This is a genomic window from Variovorax sp. V213 (assembly GCF_041154455.1).
GTDB lineage: Bacteria > Pseudomonadota > Gammaproteobacteria > Burkholderiales > Burkholderiaceae_C > Variovorax.
In genome coordinates, this window is record NZ_AP028665.1 from 113,281 (window position 1) to 130,885 (window position 17,605).

General features: G+C 64.3%; 16 protein-coding genes. 5 read left to right on the plus strand and 11 right to left on the minus strand.

Annotated features, from left to right (window positions below):
* The first annotated feature begins 77 nt into the window (after window positions 1-77).
* Entirely contained in the window at window positions 78-1,025 is a 948-nt protein-coding gene (locus ACAM55_RS25630) for a GlxA family transcriptional regulator (RefSeq protein ID WP_369657083.1), read from the plus strand.
* 190 nt (window positions 1,026-1,215) lie between these two features.
* Here the strand turns inward: ACAM55_RS25630 and ACAM55_RS25635 are convergent, their stop codons facing one another.
* From ACAM55_RS25635 to ACAM55_RS25655, 5 genes are all read right to left on the minus strand, one after another.
* The gene (locus tag ACAM55_RS25635; RefSeq protein WP_369657084.1) at window positions 1,216-2,055 is read right to left on the minus strand and encodes an amidohydrolase; all 840 of its coding nucleotides are present in this window, start codon (window positions 2,053-2,055) and stop codon (window positions 1,216-1,218) included.
* 123 nt (window positions 2,056-2,178) lie between these two features.
* Window positions 2,179-3,048 carry a tripartite tricarboxylate transporter substrate binding protein gene (locus ACAM55_RS25640; RefSeq protein WP_369657085.1) on the minus strand — a complete coding sequence of 290 codons (870 nt, stop codon included), beginning with the start codon at window positions 3,046-3,048 and terminating at the stop codon, window positions 2,179-2,181.
* A 229-nt stretch (window positions 3,049-3,277) separates the two neighbouring features.
* Window positions 3,278-4,249, minus strand: a complete 972-nt coding sequence (locus tag ACAM55_RS25645; protein ID WP_369657086.1) for a Bug family tripartite tricarboxylate transporter substrate binding protein — start codon at window positions 4,247-4,249, stop codon at window positions 3,278-3,280.
* Window positions 4,250-4,368: 119 nt separating this feature from the next.
* Window positions 4,369-5,550 carry a M24 family metallopeptidase gene (locus ACAM55_RS25650; protein WP_369657087.1) on the minus strand — a complete coding sequence of 394 codons (1,182 nt, stop codon included), beginning with the start codon at window positions 5,548-5,550 and terminating at the stop codon, window positions 4,369-4,371.
* Window positions 5,551-5,586: 36 nt separating this feature from the next.
* On the minus strand, window positions 5,587-6,651 hold the full coding sequence (locus ACAM55_RS25655; protein ID WP_369657088.1) for a low specificity L-threonine aldolase: 1,065 nt from the start codon (window positions 6,649-6,651) through the stop codon (window positions 5,587-5,589).
* Window positions 6,652-6,838: 187 nt separating this feature from the next.
* Between ACAM55_RS25655 and ACAM55_RS25660 the strand changes: the two genes are divergently transcribed.
* Window positions 6,839-7,651 carry a LysR family transcriptional regulator gene (locus ACAM55_RS25660; RefSeq protein ID WP_369657472.1) on the plus strand — a complete coding sequence of 271 codons (813 nt, stop codon included), beginning with the start codon at window positions 6,839-6,841 and terminating at the stop codon, window positions 7,649-7,651.
* Between the two features lie 195 nt (window positions 7,652-7,846).
* On the opposite strand, the gene ACAM55_RS25665 is transcribed toward ACAM55_RS25660, so the two are convergent.
* From ACAM55_RS25665 to ACAM55_RS25685, 5 genes are all read right to left on the minus strand, one after another.
* Entirely contained in the window at window positions 7,847-8,383 is a 537-nt protein-coding gene (locus tag ACAM55_RS25665; RefSeq protein ID WP_369657089.1) for an isocitrate/isopropylmalate family dehydrogenase, read from the minus strand.
* Window positions 8,384-8,387: 4 nt separating this feature from the next.
* A complete protein-coding gene (locus ACAM55_RS25670; RefSeq protein ID WP_369657473.1) occupies window positions 8,388-9,305 on the minus strand; it encodes a Bug family tripartite tricarboxylate transporter substrate binding protein in 918 nt (305 codons plus the stop codon).
* A 90-nt stretch (window positions 9,306-9,395) separates the two neighbouring features.
* Window positions 9,396-11,306 carry an aconitase family protein gene (locus ACAM55_RS25675; protein ID WP_369657474.1) on the minus strand — a complete coding sequence of 637 codons (1,911 nt, stop codon included), beginning with the start codon at window positions 11,304-11,306 and terminating at the stop codon, window positions 9,396-9,398.
* Window positions 11,307-11,470: 164 nt separating this feature from the next.
* A complete protein-coding gene (locus ACAM55_RS25680) occupies window positions 11,471-12,394 on the minus strand; it encodes a LysR substrate-binding domain-containing protein (RefSeq protein WP_369657475.1) in 924 nt (307 codons plus the stop codon).
* Window positions 12,395-12,748: 354 nt separating this feature from the next.
* Complete coding sequence (locus tag ACAM55_RS25685; protein ID WP_369657090.1) at window positions 12,749-13,168, minus strand: flavin reductase family protein; 420 nt, start codon at window positions 13,166-13,168, stop codon at window positions 12,749-12,751.
* A 200-nt stretch (window positions 13,169-13,368) separates the two neighbouring features.
* Here ACAM55_RS25685 and ACAM55_RS25690 point away from each other — a divergent pair, with 200 nt between their 5' ends.
* The gene (locus tag ACAM55_RS25690) at window positions 13,369-14,010 is read left to right on the plus strand and encodes a gluconokinase (protein ID WP_369657091.1); all 642 of its coding nucleotides are present in this window, start codon (window positions 13,369-13,371) and stop codon (window positions 14,008-14,010) included.
* On the opposite strand, the gene ACAM55_RS25695 is transcribed toward ACAM55_RS25690, so the two are convergent.
* Window positions 13,989-14,927, minus strand: a complete 939-nt coding sequence (locus ACAM55_RS25695; protein WP_369657092.1) for a LysR family transcriptional regulator — start codon at window positions 14,925-14,927, stop codon at window positions 13,989-13,991. The genes ACAM55_RS25690 and ACAM55_RS25695 overlap by 22 nt on opposite strands.
* Window positions 14,928-15,173: 246 nt before the next feature.
* On the opposite strand from ACAM55_RS25695, the gene ACAM55_RS25700 reads away from it, so the two are divergent.
* Both ACAM55_RS25700 and ACAM55_RS25705 read left to right on the plus strand, forming a co-directional pair.
* Complete coding sequence (locus tag ACAM55_RS25700) at window positions 15,174-16,061, plus strand: NAD(P)-dependent oxidoreductase (RefSeq protein WP_369657093.1); 888 nt, start codon at window positions 15,174-15,176, stop codon at window positions 16,059-16,061.
* A 33-nt stretch (window positions 16,062-16,094) separates the two neighbouring features.
* The gene (locus tag ACAM55_RS25705) at window positions 16,095-17,594 is read left to right on the plus strand and encodes an aldehyde dehydrogenase family protein (protein WP_369657094.1); all 1,500 of its coding nucleotides are present in this window, start codon (window positions 16,095-16,097) and stop codon (window positions 17,592-17,594) included.
* Window positions 17,595-17,605 lie beyond the last annotated feature (11 nt).

Consider the following 17,605-nt stretch of genomic DNA (forward strand, 5'->3'; position numbering starts at 1 on the left):
GCATGTTGCGCCGTCGGGCGGCTGGCGTAAATGACGCGTATAGTCATGTTTTATGCCATCGTCTCCCGGGACTGAACATGCACAGAATCAGCTACGTCCTGCCGACCGGCTTTCAGGTGATGGCGCTGGCCACACAGGCGGTCTTCGAGTTCGCCAACCTCGTGGCGGACGAGCCCTTCTACGAGGTGACTTGCCACTCGATGCCCGGCGGCACCGTGAAGGCTTCGCTGGGGATGTCCCTCCAGACGAGGCCCTTCACCGCACGCAGCACCGCGGACACCTGGATGGTGGTGGGCGTGCTCGACCCGTTGGCCAGCCCCTCGCCAGCCGAACTGCTGCATGCGCTGCGAAAGTGCAGCGCTCGGGCGCGTCGGACCGTGGGGCTGTGCACCGGAGCCTTCGTGCTGGCCGAGGCCGGCTTGCTGGCAGGGCGACGTGCCACGACGCACTGGGCCTATGCGGACGCACTGCAACGGCGGCATCCCGATGTCCAGGTCGAGCCGGACCGCATCTTCATCGCCGATGACCCGATCTGGACCTCCGCCGGCATGACGGCAGAACTGGATCTGGCGCTCGGCCTCGTCGGGAAGGACCTGGGCGAGGACGTGGCGCGATCAGTGGCGCACCGGCTGGTCATGCATCAGCGCCGTTCGGGCGGCCAGTCGCAGCATTCGGAAATTCTGAATCTCGCGCCCCGTTCGGACCGCATCGCGCGGGCGCTGGAGCATGCACGCCGCCACCTGGCGCAGTCCCTGGGCGTGGAAGAACTCGCTGCGGCTGCGAACCTCAGCCCGCGCCAGTTCAGCCGTGTCTTTACCGCCGAGACCGGGCAGTCGCCGGCCAAGGCGGTAGAGCGTCTGCGCGTGGAGGCGGCACGCTTGATGATCGAGCGCAGCCGCCACCCGCTGGAGGTGGTTGCACGCGAAACGGGCTTCCGCGACCGGCGCCACCTTCGCGAGGCGTTCATGCGCGGCTTCGGTAAGCCGCCTCAATCACTCAGGCGCGACGCCCGCCTGGGGTCCTGAAGCGTGTCGAGACGACGGTGACAGTCTTGCCATGCGTCGATCGTCGGCCATCGGCACACGAGACCGACCGTTCGTTCACGAGCGCTGGCGTTGCCATGCGATGTCTGGATTGGAGCTTGACGCAGGGCCCGCGGCTTCTGGCTACGCGATGCAGATCAAAAGCGGCTGGTCCTGGGCAAGAGCTGAATCTTCAAACCGTGCCCCAATAGAGACGTCCGGGATTCGATACAAGGATTCGGTCTAGCGAGGCCTGGTCCTCGACCCACGAAAAGAGCTTCTCCATTAAGAGAGCTGTGTCTGGTGGTTGTTTCAACGAGGTATGGGGCCAGTCGCTTCCCCAGACCACACGCTCGGGAGCGACTTTGATCCAATGCCTGGCTGCGCGATCCACGTCCGCGTAAGCCCCATCGCCGCCGACGAGCGAATCCAAGTATGGAGCCGAAAGTTTCATCCATGCGCGACCGTCGCGCAACAACCTTTCGATGATCGCCGCGGCAGGGTGATCGAGCCCACGCGCGACAGGCAGCCTGCCCAGATGATCAAACACGATGTCCACAGGGAGCCGGTCAAGCAGTTCCTCGTGCGCAACGACCTGGTCGGCGGTCCAATGGAGCTGCACGTGCCAGCCAAGATCTTTGATCCGCGCCGCAATTGGCTCGATCATGTCGAACGAGGTCGGCGCGTGCTCTGGCGTGTAGAGGGTGAAACGGACGCCACGAATGCCCTGCGTGTTCAGTCGGACAAGCGTGGAATCATCTACATCGGGACGTAACACCGCGACACCCCTCGCGCGGTCAACGCCGATTTGGGCGATTGCGTCCAGGGTGACGGCGTTGTCCGTGTCGTAGTTTCTGGGCGTGACCACGACGGCGCGATCGACCTTCAGTGCTTGCTGCACCCTTGCATAGGCAGACGCAGTGCACGCAATCGCGCCCATGTCGTCTGCAGGCAGGATTTCTCGGAACCGAGGATCGAAGACGTGAAGATGTGAATCGCAGGCGTGAGGCGGAACCGACAACTGGGTGGCCATGATTGAGTTGATGTCAAGTGACTGCTTGTTATGAAAGACACCTCGCACTCAGGATCGCCAGGGTCGGCAATCGTTCGCGCGTAAGGGTTGGGATGAAGGCATCGCCAGTCCGCTGCAGCGCACTCAATCTACTTTGATGTTCCGCGCCTTCACCAGAGCATTGGCTCGACTTGTTTCGTTCTGCACGAACTTGGAGAACTCTTCGGGCGTAGTGTTGCCGGGCTCCAGGCCGAGTTGCAACAGCTTTTCCTTGACCTTCGGGTCGTTCAACGCCGATTGAAGAGCCTTGCCCAGGCGCTGCACGACGTCAGGCGGCGTGCCCTTGGGCAGGAACACGCCGTTCCATTCCGACGTGTTGAAGCCCGGCAGACCCTGCTCAGCCAGGGTGGGGACCTCGGGTAGCAAGGCCAGACGCTTGGTAGAAGTGACGCCAATGGCCCGCACCTTGCCGCCCTTGATGTAGCTCAGGCTGAAGGCCACATTGCTGAAGTACATCGACACCCGTTCGCCCATCAGGTCGGTGATCGCAGGCGCACCGCCTTTGTACGGCACATGCATCAGGTCGAGCTTGGCCTGCTGGTTGAACGCTTCTGCGGCCAGGTGAGAGCCGGTGCCGGATCCGGCCGATGCGAAGTTGAGCGCGCCGGGATTCTTGCGCGCGAAGTCGAGCATTTCGGGCACCGTCTTGTATGGCGCAGCGGCAGGCACCAACAGGACTTGCGGTGCCGTGGCAACCAGTGACACCGGGATGAAATCCTTGGCGGCGTCGAACGGCAACTTGTAAAGCGAGGGGTTCACCGAGAAGGCTGACGCGTCGTACAGCACGGTGTAGCCGTCGGCGGCCGACTTGGCGACGGCGTCGGCGCCGATGACTCCCCCGGCGCCCGGCTTGTAGTCGAGGACGATCGGTTGGCCCAGCACAGCGCTCATTTCCTGCGTCACGATGCGCGCGGTGATGTCGGCGCCCCCGCCGGCAGCGTAGGGCACCACCATGCGTATCGGCTTCTCTGGCCATGCGGCCCAACCGCAAAGAGGAAGGCTGACGGCCAGCGCCGCAATGGTTCGAAGGATTTGTTTGTTCATGGGTATGTCTCAGTCGATGGGTTGAGGAACGTTGCTCTTCTCGTGTGGGATTTGTCTAGTGAGGCAGGCAGACTGCGTTGGATGGCGCCAGCCCCTTGGCTCGGGGCCTTCCAATGCGGCGACGGCTACCCTCACGGGTCTACTTGTTGATGCGTTCGATCTCACTCATCTCAGAGCTGAACACTTTCTCGAACTGCTCGCCTGGAAGACCCAGCGACATGTCCGTGAGGTTGTTCTTCTGGATGTAGTCCGTCATGGCCGGCCCGCTCCTGGCCTTGAGGAATGCCTGCTGCAGTGCCTGGTAGCCGTTAGGATCCTTCTTCACGAACTCGGCGGACACGACGTAAACACCGTAGCGCGAGAGGAAGTTGGGCGACGGCATGGAGTGGCCCAGCTTTGCGAGCTGGCTTTGCAGGGTCTGCGCCTCGTCCCATCGGGGGCTCTTGCGGTCCGAGCCGATGAAGAGCGCCGTTGTCTTCGGGCGCAGCACCGAGCGCACGAAGTCGTCGCCCAAGTTGGCGGTGACGTCGCCTGCCAGAAGAGCGGTGGCACTTTCGGCGCCGCCCTTGTAGTTGACGATGAGAACGTCGATCTTCAGCGTGTCGACGAGCCACCTGGCCAGGACCTCCTGAGCCGTCCCGCCTGCGACCGAGATGGAGAGCTTTCCGGGGTTGGCCTTCGCCTTGTTGACAAAGTCCACGAAGTCGCGGATGCCAGAGTCATTCTTGACGAGGAAGACCCGCGACTCGTGCAGGTCAGCCATCATGACCCGAAAGTCGGTCCCCTTGAACCCTGCGTTTCCGCGGGCAATGGCAAGGTTCAAGTCCGGCTGGTTGATCGCCAGCACCGCCGAGCCGTCGCGGCCCTCACGAAGCAATGCACTGGCACCCAACTGACCACCGGCGCCCGGTTGATTGCGCACCACGACAGTCCGGTTCATCACCTGCTGCAGCGGAACCGAGATCAGCCGCGCGAAGGCATCGGTGCTGCCTCCTGGCGGGTAGCCGACGATGATCTGCAATGGCTTGTCGCCCTGGGCAATGGCGATGCGAGGCAGTGCCACGCTTGCGGCCGACATTCCGAGGACACAGGAGAACAGGCGGCGGGACATTTGAGGACAGGGCATGTTCGGAACTCCAGGGTTGGTTGAAGGTGTGACCGGCGTGGCGGTCCGCAAGAGCAAGGGTTTCCAGCCCCGGACTCGCGCCTCCCCGGTTGGCTTAAAGGGGATCAGCCCAGCAGACGTGCGTCATAGGGCGTGGTATTGAGTTGCTCGCAGCCGGTTGCGGTCACCACCACCACGTCTTCCAAGTGGGCGCCACCCACGTGCGGCTGGTCGGGCAGAACGATGCGTGGCTCCAGGCACATGACCATGTTCTCCTCGACGACGAAGTCGACACGGCGGTCCACGAGCGGCTCCCCGTGCAGCCCGTAGCCGAGTTGGTGGCCCGTATTGCCGGTGTAGGTGTAGTCGCCCCAGCCGCTGTCCGCGATGACCTCACGCGCGCGCGCATCGATGGCCTTGCCTGTCACACCAGGGCGAATCATCTTCTTGGCCTCCTGCAGAGCGAGGTAAGTCGCCTTGTAGATGGACCGCTGCGTTTCCGTCGGCTCGTCGCCGCACAGGACAGTGCGGCCAAGGTCGGCCGTGTAGCCTTTGACGACCGCGCCGAGGTCCAGGATGACCATCTCGCCGGAATTGATGACCTTCTCGGTTGCGATGCGCTCGAACATCGAGGCGTTCGCGCCGGAGGCGATCAGCGGGATGAAGGGCTCGAACTCGGATCCTGCGCGGCGCATGGCGGTCACCGCGGCCGCAGAGACCGACTGCTCGGTCACGCCGGGCCGGATGGCGTCAATGGCGGCCAGCGCGCCCAGGTCGGCCACACGCAGCGAATTGCGGATGAGCTCGATCTCGATGGGGTGCTTGACCGCCGTCAGCTGCAGCCACATCGGCGTGACGTCGCCGATCTGCATCGCGGGGCAGCGCTTCGTGAGCCCCTGGAACACCATGTGCGGCATGATGTCCGTGGCGATGCGTCCTGCGCTCACGCCGTAGTCCGCGAGCATCTTTTCGATGACCTCATGCCACTTCGATACGTGGGGCAGCCGGCGAGCGTCCTCGATGTCCGACTTGAAGCGGATGCGCAGGTCGTCGCTGCCGGAGATGTAGCCAACCACAGGCGGCCGGCCTTTGACGACCAAAGCTACGTACTCCGGCTCCAGGAAGGGGCGAAAGCCTTTGACGTAGAAGTCGGTCGCCCATCGCACCGCTTCGGCCTTGAAGAAGAGGAATGCGTCGAAGCCGGACTTCTCCAGTGCGTTCTGCAGCTTTGCCTGCTTGATGGCATGCAGTTCGTCGCCCGCGTAGTAGCTGGGCGGTTGCTTGGCGAAGTTGATGTCCTTGTTCATGGCTGAGTGGTCCGGTTGGTGGTGGGGCGCGTGCTTTCAGGAGCCGCGTACGTGGGTGCCGCGTTCGGCGGCAACAGCTTTGAAGACTTCCACGGCAGTTCTGATGCCGCTTTCCGAGACATGACGATGGGTGACACACCGCATCAGGGTTGGCCCCCACGGGCGGACCAGGACACCTTGACTGCGCAGAGAGGCCTCCCATTGCTGGGCAGTGCGCCCCGTCGCCATCACGTCCACCTGGACGATGTTGGTCTGCGGGTGCTTGATGCGCAAAGTTGCAACGCTGGCCAGCCCGTCAGCCAACAGCCGCGCGCAGGCATGGTCTTGCGGCAAGCGGTCCACCATCGACTGCAGTGCTTCCAGGCCTGCTGCCGCAGCAATGCCAACCTGACGCTGGCTTCCGCCCAGCAGCTTGCGCAGCCAGCGCGCACGCTGGACAGTCTCGACTGGGCCGACAAGAACGGCCCCCATGGGTGCGCTGAGTCCCTTGGATAGACAGACAGAGACCGTGTCGGCCTGTGTGGCAATGCTTGATGCGGGAACGCTCAGCGCGAGAGCTGCGTTGAACAGGCGCGCACCGTCCAAATGGACGCGAGCGTCCGCGGCGCGCGCCAACTCGAACACCTGGCGCATGTGGTTCAGGGAAGCCACCGCGCCACCTTCGTTGTTGTGCGATGTTTCAACACACACGAGGCGTACCTTCAGGCCTCCCTTCGTGGACGCAAGCGTTGCCTGCAGCGCGGCCAGGTCGAGCGCGCCATTGGGATCGGGAATTGGCTGGTAGAACGCCCCCGTGATGGCTGCTGCGCCGCGTTCGGCGGTGTAGATGTGGGAGCCGCTGCCTGCGATGACAACGTCCTGCCGGCTGGCTTGCGCCAGGATGGCCAGCAGGTTGGCCATCGTCGCGCTCGGCGCATAGAGCCCCGCGGGCTTGCCCAAGAGCTTGGCGGTGTACTGCTCAAGCTCAACGGCAGTCGGGTCCCCATCCAGTCCATCGTCGCCCAGTGGCGCCTTTCGCATGCGGTCGTACATCGACTCGGTCGGCAGCGTGACGGTGTCGCTACGCAGATCGACGGTGTTGGAAAAAGGGGTGATGCTCATGGACTTGATTGGTTGCATTTGGTGACTGGTTCGTGAACGCCGCGTCGCCGTGGAAGTAATTTATGCAGTTCACGCTGTGAAGTGAATTGATAAGATCCGATTTCAGTTTTGAGAAATCCTCGTGAATCTTTCGGCTCTGACCACTCTTCGCGCCATCCTGGTGCACGGAAATTTCACGGCAGCGGGTGTGGCAGTCGGGTGTACGCCGAGCGCCGTGAGCCTGCAGATCAAGCAGTTGGAGCAGTTCTTCGGACAGCCACTGTTCGACCGCAGCACACGTTCCGTGAGACCCACACCGTTCGCCTTGGAGATCGCCGGAGCCGCCACGGACTTCATCGACAAGGTGGAGTCGCTGCGGTCGCGGCCGTCGATGACGGTGGAGGGCCTGTTCCGCCTCGGCGTCATCACGAGCATGCAAAGCGATGTTCTGCCGGCCGCCCTTCGCACGCTGCGCACCCGCCACCCTTTGCTGAGCGTGCGCATCCCGCCGCTGAACGACTCCGACGAGCTGCTGGCTGAATTGCGGGCGGGACGCATCGATGCCGCACTACTCGTGCGCCCTGACAACGGGGGCTCCACTCGGATGGTCTGGCGCGAGGTCTATCGGCAGCCCTACGTGATGCTTGCGCCAGCAGCAGCAAAATCGTCAGACCCGAGGGTGCTGCTGCGCACCTACGGCTGGATTGCCTACGACATGAGCCTGGCCGGTGGCAGGACGGCCGCCAGACAGGTGCGCAGCTTGGAGCCCAGCATTCAAAGCACCATGGAGCTGCGCTCGGTCGATGCCATCGTCTCGATGGTCTCCGAAGGGATGGGCGTAACGGTCTTGCCGCTACCGCGCCGCCCGATGCTGCAGGCGTACGAATTGAAGGAAATCGGGTTGGGCCGCACCACGCCCTTCCGCCGCATTTCGCTGGTCTGGCGGCGTGCTGATGATGACAACAGAAAAGTCGCAGCCGTTGCGGATGCGTTCAACAGCCATCAGTCGCCGCAGCGCTGAGCGATGTCATCCAGGCACGATGGCCAGGTGAGCGCGGCGTCCCGGCTGTAGAGCGAGGCGGCGAGGAGGGACTCGGTCGTCGGCGATCGCGAGTGCCTCCTCGTCCTTCTCGAAGCGAAAGAGAGGCGCGAGGGGGCTGTCCGGCCGGCACTCCCGCAGCGTTTTCGCGCGTGCTACCGCGAGGCCCGCAGGGCGTCAGTCGCGCCCACCTGAACGCCGACCTACAACATACCGCATCGTATCGAACCCTTCCCGCTGTCCCGTGAAGGCCCCGTCCGGCGCGCTTCGCTGGCCGCGCGGCAGCCCGGTGCAGACGTCTCCGTTCAGCTCGCGCACCCCCAGCAGGTCGGTGCCGGCGACACGCTCGGTGCGCAAGGGCGAGAGCCGCGCCAGATCCGGCGGAACGACGACCTCCTTGAGGCAGGCGAAGAGCCCGAGCTCGCGCCGCACGCCAAGTGATGCGCGTTCCGGCCGCAAGGCACGCGCCAGGTGATCGAACCGCGGATCGCCCACGGTTCCGAACAGGACCGCGTCGGCGCGTCGCACCAATGAAAGCGTCTCGTCCGGCAAGGGACTGCCATGCGATTCGAACGCGACACCGCCGACGGCGCCCTCTTCGACTTCCGCGTGAAACCCGAGAGGCTCCAAGGCCTGGAGCACCTTCCGCGCCTGCGCGATGATTTCCGGACCAACACCCTCGCCCGGCAGCGCCGCGATCCTGAATGTGGGCACCGCCTCAATCCAGGGTGGCGCCAGACTGCTTCACCAGTTTCTGGTGCTTCACCAACTCGGACTGGAAGAAGGCTGGCCCCAGGTCGGGCCCCATGTTCAGGACCGTGAGGCCCTGGCCGGCGATGACGCTTCTTGCTTCCGGCGACACCAGGGCCTCTTGCACCGCCGCGGCATAGCTGTCGACCACGGGCTTCGGCAAGCCCGCCGGACCGATCAACGCGATCCACGCGTCGAAACTGTACTTGGGCACGCCCGACTCCATCATCGTCGGCACATCGGGCAAGGCCGCGGAGCGCGCCGGCGTCGACACCGCCAATGCGCGCAGCGCCCCGGCCTTGATCTGCGGGGCGACCTGCGAGATCGAGACGAATGCGAGTTGCACCTGCCCGCCGATCAGATCGGTGATGAGTGGTCCGGTTCCGCGATAGGGCACGTGCTTCATGTCGATGCCGCTCTCGCTCACCATCAGTTCCCCCGCCAGGTGGAGAACGCTCCCGTTGCCGGCGGACCCGTAATTGAGCTTGCCGGGATTGGCCTTCGCGTAGGCCAGCAGCTCCTTCACGCTCTTCACCGGAAGCGCGTTGTTCACCACCAGCACGACCGGCACCGTGGCCAGTACCGCGATGGGCGTGATGTCCTTCATGCTGTCGTAGGGAATCGTCTTGTAGATGCCTGGATTGATGACATGGTTGGACGACACCATGCCGAGCGTGAGCCCGTCCTTGGGGGCCTTCACGATCTGGGCCGTGCCCGGAATGCCGCCGGCGCCGACGATGTTCTCCACCACGACCGGATGGCCGGTCGCGCGTCCGAAGGCCGGCGCGATCGCGCGGGCGACCGCATCGACCGTCGAACCGGCGGCCAGTGGAACGACGATCCGTATCGGCCGGTCGGCGTTCGAGGATTGCGCGGCGGCGATCAATGTCGTTGCAAGCAACGCCGCCGCAAACGAAAGGGAAATGGCTTTTCGTAGTGAATGTGCACGCATGGGTTTGTCTCTCTTTATTCAGATTCAAGGGTGGCGCGCCTGGAGCTCGGCGAACGAAACAAGTTCGCCCGCGATCGCGCTGGCCGCCACGGTGGGCGGGCTGGCGAGCCAGACCTTTCCGGGTCCGCCCCGGCCTGGGAAGTTGCGGTTGATGGCGCTCACGGTGACCTGGTCGGCCCGCACCGAACCACCCGGTCCGCAGTTGCCGCAAGCGCCGCAGGAGGGCTGAAGCATGCGGGCGCCCACGCGTTCGAACGCGTCCATGTACCCGGCTGCAATGCAGTGGTCGCGCACCGCAGTCGTTCCGAACTGGAGATACAGGTCCACCCCGGGCGCGACCCTGAGCCCGCGGTCCGCTGCCCACCTGAGCACCGCGTGGTAGTGGTCGAAGTCTTCGCGCTTGCCGGCCGTGCACGAGCCGCCGTAGGCGATGTCGATGCGCACCCGCTCGCCCACCGCCGCGAGCGGCCGCCCGTTGCCCGGATCGCCCGGTGCCGCGACCATGGAGGGAATCTGCGTACAGTCGACGTGGAGCGTTTTGGCGTAGACCGCGCCGTCGTCGCTATGCATCCACGGTTCGAGTTCGAAATCGATACCGCGGCGCTCGCGCAGGAAGCGCACGGTCTCCGCATCGGGAGCGACTAGGCCGGTGAAGCCGCCGAGTTCCGCCGTCATGTTGGTGAGCGTGGCGCGCTCGTCGATGGTCATGCGCCGCACCACTTCGCCCGTGAACTCGAACACCTTGCCGACCCCCCCGCCGTCGCGCACGAAGGGCAGCGCCAGCAGATGCAGCACGACGTCTTTGGCGGTCACGCCAGGGGCCAGCGAGCCATCGAGCACGATCTTCAGGGACTGCGGCACCGTCAGCCGCACCGCCCCCGTCACGAAGGCATTCGCCATGTCCGTGGTGCCGACGCCGAAGGCCACGCAACCCAGCGCGCCGCTGTGGGGCGTGTGTGAATCCGTTCCCACCACCAGTTGGCCCGGCAGCGCGTAGTGTTCTGCCACTATGGCGTGCGAGATCCCGGCCACGTTGGTGCCGTCGTCAATCGCCGCCTGCTCCTCCGTCAGCGTGCGATGCGAGCGCAAGCTGTAGGCGGCAGCGAATTCGCGCTGCGCCTCGACCATGCGATGAACATTCGGAACCAGGCCGCCGCGCACATGCGCGGGGCTCTCCTCGACATAGGACGTGTGATCTTCGAAGACGACGATGGAATCGGCATCGTGCAGCACGAGGGGGCGGCCGAATGTGGCGTGGAGCATGTGCGCGGCCATGCCTGTGTAGTACTCGTGGATGAAGCGAAGGTCGGCGCGCACGAAGGCGCCGTCGCCCGGCGCGGGGTGCGCCTGCGTCAACTCGGTGGCGAGCGCGTGGCGCGCCACGATCTTCTCGCACAGCGTGCGCGGACGCGCGTCCTGCGGGTCGGGCGGCACCGTGATGTCGCGCATGAATCGCTGGCCGAACCGCAGCAGCCCGCCGCTCTTGAGGATCGCCGCAGCCAGCGCGTCGCGACCGGCCACGAGATCTTCGACCGGGATCGCCTCGCCGGCCCGGATGCGCGCGACCAGCCCGAAGTCGGTCGAGGTGAACAAGCCGATGTTGTCGGCGTTCTGCCGGTACAGGCGCTCGAAGCTTCCGGCGATGACCAGTCGCACGCCGGCCGCCTTCTCGGCGGTCGGGCTGTGCTCGCGCGAGGAGCCCTTGCCATAGCGCCTGCCCGCGACCACGACCTCGATGCCCGATTCACGGATGGCATCGGTGCCGATGGGGAATGCCTCGCCCGCCTTGTAGCCGGTATAGGGGTAGCGCCCCAGCTTGTCGTCGTAGTGCGTGAGGATCGGAAGCGGCGTGATCTCGTCGGTCGAAACATCGTCACGCAACGGCGACGCGTCGGCCAGTTCGAGGGGTTCTCCCTCCAATCCCCGTTCGACCATGCGTGCGGAACAGCTCAGGATCAGGATGCGCGGGTCGAACCGGATGCTTTCGGCGCTGTCGGCGGCTGGCGTGGAGGCTGGCATGCCTCGATGTTGACAGGCCGGGGTGCTGCCATAAAGCGCTCGTACGGCACAGGGGATCTCGCCGTCCGCGAGATCGGTGATTACCCTCGCAGGCTCTCGATCAGGGCCGCCACCGCGCGAGGATGCGGCGTCTTCCGCAGGGCGTAGATCTTCAGGACGCGGTCGGCCCACTCGTCCTCCAGCGGTCGTCTGGCGAAGCGGTCGGTTCCCGCGTAGGCCGTCACGGCACTTCGAGGCACCACGGCGATGCCGAGGCCGGCCTCCACCATGCGGCAAGCGGCATCGAAGCTGCTGACCGTCACCTTCGGATTGAAATGCCTGCCCAATGCCGCGGCGCGTTCATTCAGGGACCGATCCATCGCACCGCCCTGATGAACGCCCACCAAAGGATATTCGAGCGCACGCGCAAACGTGATGGTCTGCAGGTCCGCCAAGTCATGGCCCGAAGGCAGAACCACGAGCAAGGGGTCGGAGGCAAAGTGCCATGAATCCATGCCCGCCGGCACCGCGACGTCGACGCCGACACCGACGTCGGCGCGATCGTCCAGACAGGCGCGCAGCACGTCGCGCGTGTCTTCCTCGCGCAAGGCGACCTCCACACCCGGGTACGCCTCCATGAAGCGGTGCAGCCGCTCGGGAAGGAATCCGATGACGGAAGACATGTTGGCATGAAGGCGCACTGTGCCCCGCACTTCGCCGCCTTCGCTCTGCACCTCGCGCAGCAAGGCTTGCAGCTCGTCGTCGAGACGTTCGCCTCGCGCCAGCACCAGCCTTCCTGCATCGGTCAGTGCGATGCCGCGAGGCGAGCGCACGAGCAGCGGCGTCTCGAATGCATGTTCCAGATCCGCAATCCTGCGGCTCAATGCCGAAGGTGCGATGTTCTCCGCGGCAGCGGCACGGACGATGGAGCCGGCCCGAGCCGCCGCCACGAACAACCTGATGCTGTAGGAATCGATTCGACGGGTCACGGAACTTACTGGATGGTGAAATGCAAAGTGTGGCATGGAGACCGCTGGCACAGCGCTTCTCGGCGTGCTGAACCAACCGTCTCCAAGCAATGGCCCTCGGAAGTTTGACGCATCTGGCTCCAACCACTTCGTGATCAAAAGCTTTTCAGCTCAGCTCTGCAGCGCACTCCTGAAGACGCTGCAGGCCTATCAACTGCCGGTGGCCGCTCGTGAGATGAAGTACCCACCCGACAGGCTTTTCAGACTTCCTGAAGTCGAGCGCCTCGCAGGCCTGTCTAGGTCGGCGATCTACGAGCAGATGCGCAGGGGCGTCTCGGCCGTGATCTTGGCGATGGCCAGGCCGGTACGGCCCAGTCAGGAACCATGTCGCCGACGCCGGCGGACAAGGACTCAGATGTCCAGAACCAAATCAGTGACGGGCACAGCTTGGCACGTCAGGCACACGTCGGCTTCATCGGGCTCGGGCCCGTGGAGGTGTCGCACCTCGCCCGACACTATCTTGACCGCGCAACTTTCACACTGCTCCACTCGGCATCCGCTGGGCAATCGCGCACCGGCGGCCTCACCCAGCTGGAGCAAGGTGCCCTTCGCTGCCGACCACCTGGCGCTGGCCATGCCCGACTGGCGGAAGGTGACCTGGTAGCTGCGCCCCTCCTCGCGCAGGGGCCCGGGCGGTGAACGGAACACCTCTCGGAAAATGTCGAAGCGGGGTACGCCGCGCGCGACCAGCGCCTGGGCAAAGCTCTCCATCATGCCCACCGGCCCGCACATATAGACGCGGGCCCTGCGATCGATCAAGTCCTGGGGCAACGGTAGGATCGTCTCGACGCCGGCGCAAAGACGTCCTTGCTCTAGGGGTGACGCATTTCCTTATGGGCACCGCGCGACATAACGTTTCCCTATAGGTCCAGATCGATCCCGTCTTTGTGCGGCGACGGGCCCTTGAGTACCTTCGGGGTCGATCTGGCGCCACCTGGGCGCGCCAATGCGCGAAATAGCAGGAGACACCCATGCGCCGTTCCGTCCCGGCCACCCACGCCTCTTCTCCCGACCTCGTCGAGCGGCAGAGCCAGCGCTTCGACGTTGACGACGGTGCCACCGACACGGTATGGGCACCAGACATGCCTCACAAGCTATTGGTGATGGGCGTTTCGGGGTGCGGCAAGTCTTCCACCGCGGCCGCCCTCGCCCAGACCCTGGGCGCCCAGATGATCGAGGGCGATGACCACCACCTGCCGCAGAGCCAGGAAAAGATGCGCAGCGGCATTGCGTTGGATGACGAGGATCGCGGCCCCTGGCTCGACCGGCTCGGCACCCTGATGGCGGAATCCGCAGGCCACGTGGTCTTGGCCTGCTCCGCCCTCAAGCGTCGCTACCGCGAGCGCCTGCGCGCTGCGGAACCGACGCTGAAGATCGTCTATATCGACATCGCCCCAGAGGAAGCGCGCGCCCGCGTCGAGGCGCGAAGCACGCACTGGTTTCCTGCCAGTCTGGTGGACAACCAGTTCGCGACACTGGAGCCACCTGTCGGCGAGCCCGGCGTGTTGCGCATCGATGCGAGGTGGACAACCGCCGTGCAGTGCGAAGCCACTATCCGCTGGCTGCCTCAGAGATCGGCGGAACCCAACGCTCAGGCGCGCTTGGCGCTGTGAACTCCGAGGCTCTCTGCGAACCTTGGGACCACGCCGTCCAAGGCTTTCAATACGGCTGCGATGGCAGGCCGGCGGAAGGTCCCTTGGGCCATTGCAACGAAGATTCGTCGCACCATCATTGGATGGACGGGGATCACGCTGAAAGCGGCGTCTGCGGCCACCGCCCTCAGCGCCAGCGCCGGCAGGACGGTGATGACATAGCCGGTACGCACCATCTCCAGCGTCGCGGCCATGTTGCGGCAGCTCGCAACCACGCGGGGCGTAAACCCGGCTTCGTGGCAGGCATTCACGATCTGCGTTTTGTATGTCTGCGCATTTCTGTTGATGGCCCAGTTCTCGGCCTCAAGGTCGTTCATGCCGATGGAAGAGGCTCCCGCGAGTCGATGACTTGCGGCCATCACTGCGGCGAAATGGTCCTCGTAGACCGGGCGAAAGTACAGCATGCTCGAGAGGGCTTCGGCACTGATGGAGTCATCGACCAGTGCCAGGTCGACCTGTTTCGCAGCGGCAGCCTTCAGGCTCTCGCCGGGCTCGAGTTCCTCGAAACGAAGGTCAAGCTGGGGGTACTCGCGTATCAACGATTCGAACACCGCCGGGATAAAGGTCGTCGCAACCGAGCCGAACGCCGATATCCGGACTTCGCCCGCCACGGAGCCCTTGGCCGACGCGAGGTCCGATTCGATCTCGCTCACCAGATCCAGCACTTTTCCGGCCCTTGCAACCAGGCTTTCGCCCGCCAGCGTCAGTTGAACGCCTCGGCCTGAGCGCTCAAACAGCACGGTGCCCGTCTCCTGTTCCAGGATGGCCAGTTGCTGCGAGACAGCGGGGCGTGTGAGGTTCACAGCCTCCGCCACCTTGGCGATGGTCCCTAGAACGGCAAGTTCGCTGAGAAGGTGAAGGCGAGACAGGTTGAGCATCTGAACGACAGAAAAGCTAACGCCTCCACGCTCGCAGCTATATCCCTCGAGCTCTTGGCATCAGGGTATTCCCCAATGAAACGGCACGAGGGGCCTACGCACGCAATTTTGATGCCCCTATACATGCACCAACTTGGAGGACCACAATAGGAAAGAAATTCTAACGATTCCCGTAAGCATTGGTGGTCTTATCCACACGCCACGCTCTCCCTACAGTCCAACGCATCCAAACAGGAGCGCTTAGGAATGAAGAACGTTGCATTTATCGGTATCGGCAAGATGGGCGCGCAAATGGCTGCGCGCCTGGTTTCGGCGGGTTTCAAGGTCACGGTGTTTGACCCGAACCGCAGCGCTGTCGACGAATTGGTATCCAAGGGGGCGGCCGCGGCCGCAAATCCCAAGGCAGCCGCTGAGGGGGCTGATGCAGTTCTGTTCAGCTTGCCTACGCCCGCCATCCTCAAGTCGGCAATCACAGGCGCCGACGGTGTGCTCGCGTCGCTGAACAAGGGTGCGGTCCTGATCGATTTCAGCACCGTCGACCCTGAAACTACCAAGGCTCTGGCTGCCGAGGCAGCCAAGAAAGGTGTCGACTTTCTCGACGCACCGGTCAGCGGTGGCGTTGCAGGTGCCACGAATGGAAAGCTGGTCGTGATGGTCGGTGGCGATGCCGCTGTCCTCGAACGCGTCACGCCGATGCTGAACAACTTGGCCGGACGCATCGTCCACTGCGGCGACATCGGTGCCGGCCAGCTCACGAAGCTGAGCCACAACCTTGTGGTGGCAATCAACACCGTCGCGCTGGGCGAAGTTCTTTCAGCCAGCGTCAAAGCTGGCGGCAACCTGGAAGTGCTGTGCGACGTGATGAGTGCAGGCATGGCCGGCAGCAAGATGCTCGACTGGTTCCAGAAGACGTTGTTCACCGCAGAGCGCCCGGCATTCTTCGCCATCGACCTGATGAACAAGGACCTGGGCCTGTGCCTCGATGAGTTCTCCAACTACCCGATGCCCCTGGGTCAGCTGGTCAAGCAGACCTACAACGCCGCTCGTGCCAAGGGCATGGGCGGCAAGGACTCCACCAGCGTCAGTGAAATCTACGAGGAACTGCTGGGCGTTCGCCTGCAAACCGCCGCGTAAGCGCGCCTCCCCCATCCAGCCAAGAGCATCCAAGTGAATACCATCTCCAAGTCCATCTACGGCACTGTCAGCCTCCCCACGTCCGGTCTCGCCGGCAACTTCATCAACGGCGAATGGTGCAAGCCCATCGGCGGCAAGACGCTTGACGTCATCAACCCATGCCGCCTCGACACCATCGCCACCATCGGCGCGGCCGACTCGCGCGACATCGATGTCGCTGTTGCGGCTGCCAAAGCGGCATTCCCGAAATGGCGCCGCAAGGCAGCACGCGAACGCGGCGCCATGCTGATCGAGTTCGGCAACCGCATCACCGCAAACGCCGAAGAAATCGCCAAGATCCTGGCCGCGGAAACGGGCAATGCGCTACGCACCCAGAGCCGGCCGGAGGTTGCCAGCACCGCCGAAGTCCTTCGCTATTACGGCGGCGTCATTGCAGAGCAAAAGGGCGAGACCCTCCCGCTTGGGCCTGGCCTCTTCAGCTACACCACCCGCGAGCCTTTCGGGGTGGTCGGGGCCATCATCCCCTGGAACTCGCCGCTCGTCCTGGCCGCGGTCAAGATCGGCATGTCGCTCGGAACGGGCAACACGCTGGTTCTCAAACCGGCAGAAGACGCACCGCTCGCCGTCATCCGCATCGCCGAGCTCGCTGCGGACATCTTCCCGCCCGGCGTCTTCAACGTCGTGACCGGCGAAGGCCTGGAAGCCGGTGCCCCGCTGAGCACTCATGCCGACGTCGCCAAGGTGTCGTTCACGGGATCTCACGAAGTGGGTCAGAAGGTCGCACACGCCGTTGCGGACCGTATCGGGCATCTGACCCTGGAACTCGGTGGCAAGAGCCCTTGCATCGTCTACCCGGACGCTGGCACCGATGCGATGCTGGACACCACGGTGAACAACATCATCGCGGCGATGCGCTTCGCCCGTCAGGGCCAATCGTGCACCGCGGGCTCGCGTCTGTTCCTGCACAAGTCCATCTGGGACAAGGTGATGCCACGCCTGGTGGAGAAGGTCAATGCCCTGAAGGTCGGCGACGCCCTCGACGAAACCTCCGACATCGGCGCCGTCATCAATGCCGAACGCTACAACGCGGTCTGCGGGTTCATCAAGGAAGCCATGGATGCCGGCGCGAAAGTGGAGACCGGCACGTTGCCGCCGGCCGCCCGCGATGCCAAGGGCTACTTCCCGACACCCGTCATCTTCACGGGTGTCGACAACACCTGGCGCATTGCCCGTGAAGAAGTGTTCGGCCCGGTACTCGTGGCCATCGCGTGGGAGAACGAGAGCGAAGTTCTCGCCATGGCGAACGACACGCACTACGGTCTTGCCGCCTACGTTTTCACGAATGACATCGGTGCCGCAATGCGTGCCACCGAACAGCTCGATGCGGGCTGGATCCAGGTGAATCGCGCCGGTGGCCAGATTCCTGGCATGTCGTACGGCGGCGCGAAGCAGAGCGGCATCGGTGCCGAATACTCCATCGAAGGCGCGCTGGAGAGCTACACCAGCCGCAAGAGCGTCACGTTTGGCATCTGACTCGGGGCCCC

Excerpts from the sequence above, each read along its gene's own strand:
- ACAM55_RS25695 (WP_369657092.1), bottom strand. The coding sequence starts at position 14,927 with ATGCTCAACCTGTCTCGCCTTCACCTTCTCAGCGAACTTGCCGTTCTA.
- ACAM55_RS25645 (WP_369657086.1), bottom strand. The coding sequence starts at position 4,249 with ATGTCCCGCCGCCTGTTCTCCTGTGTCCTCGGAATGTCGGCCGCAAGC.
- ACAM55_RS25655 (WP_369657088.1), bottom strand. The coding sequence starts at position 6,651 with ATGAGCATCACCCCTTTTTCCAACACCGTCGATCTGCGTAGCGACACC.
- ACAM55_RS25640 (WP_369657085.1), bottom strand. The coding sequence starts at position 3,048 with ATGGTGGTGCCCTACGCTGCCGGCGGGGGCGCCGACATCACCGCGCGC.
- ACAM55_RS25680 (WP_369657475.1), bottom strand. The coding sequence starts at position 12,394 with ATGCCACACTTTGCATTTCACCATCCAGTAAGTTCCGTGACCCGTCGA.
- ACAM55_RS25675 (WP_369657474.1), bottom strand. The coding sequence starts at position 11,306 with ATGGTCGAACGGGGATTGGAGGGAGAACCCCTCGAACTGGCCGACGCG.
- ACAM55_RS25630 (WP_369657083.1), top strand. The coding sequence starts at position 78 with ATGCACAGAATCAGCTACGTCCTGCCGACCGGCTTTCAGGTGATGGCG.
- ACAM55_RS25635 (WP_369657084.1), bottom strand. The coding sequence starts at position 2,055 with ATGGCCACCCAGTTGTCGGTTCCGCCTCACGCCTGCGATTCACATCTT.
- ACAM55_RS25650 (WP_369657087.1), bottom strand. The coding sequence starts at position 5,550 with ATGAACAAGGACATCAACTTCGCCAAGCAACCGCCCAGCTACTACGCG.
- ACAM55_RS25700 (WP_369657093.1), top strand. The coding sequence starts at position 15,174 with ATGAAGAACGTTGCATTTATCGGTATCGGCAAGATGGGCGCGCAAATG.
- ACAM55_RS25690 (WP_369657091.1), top strand. The coding sequence starts at position 13,369 with ATGCGCCGTTCCGTCCCGGCCACCCACGCCTCTTCTCCCGACCTCGTC.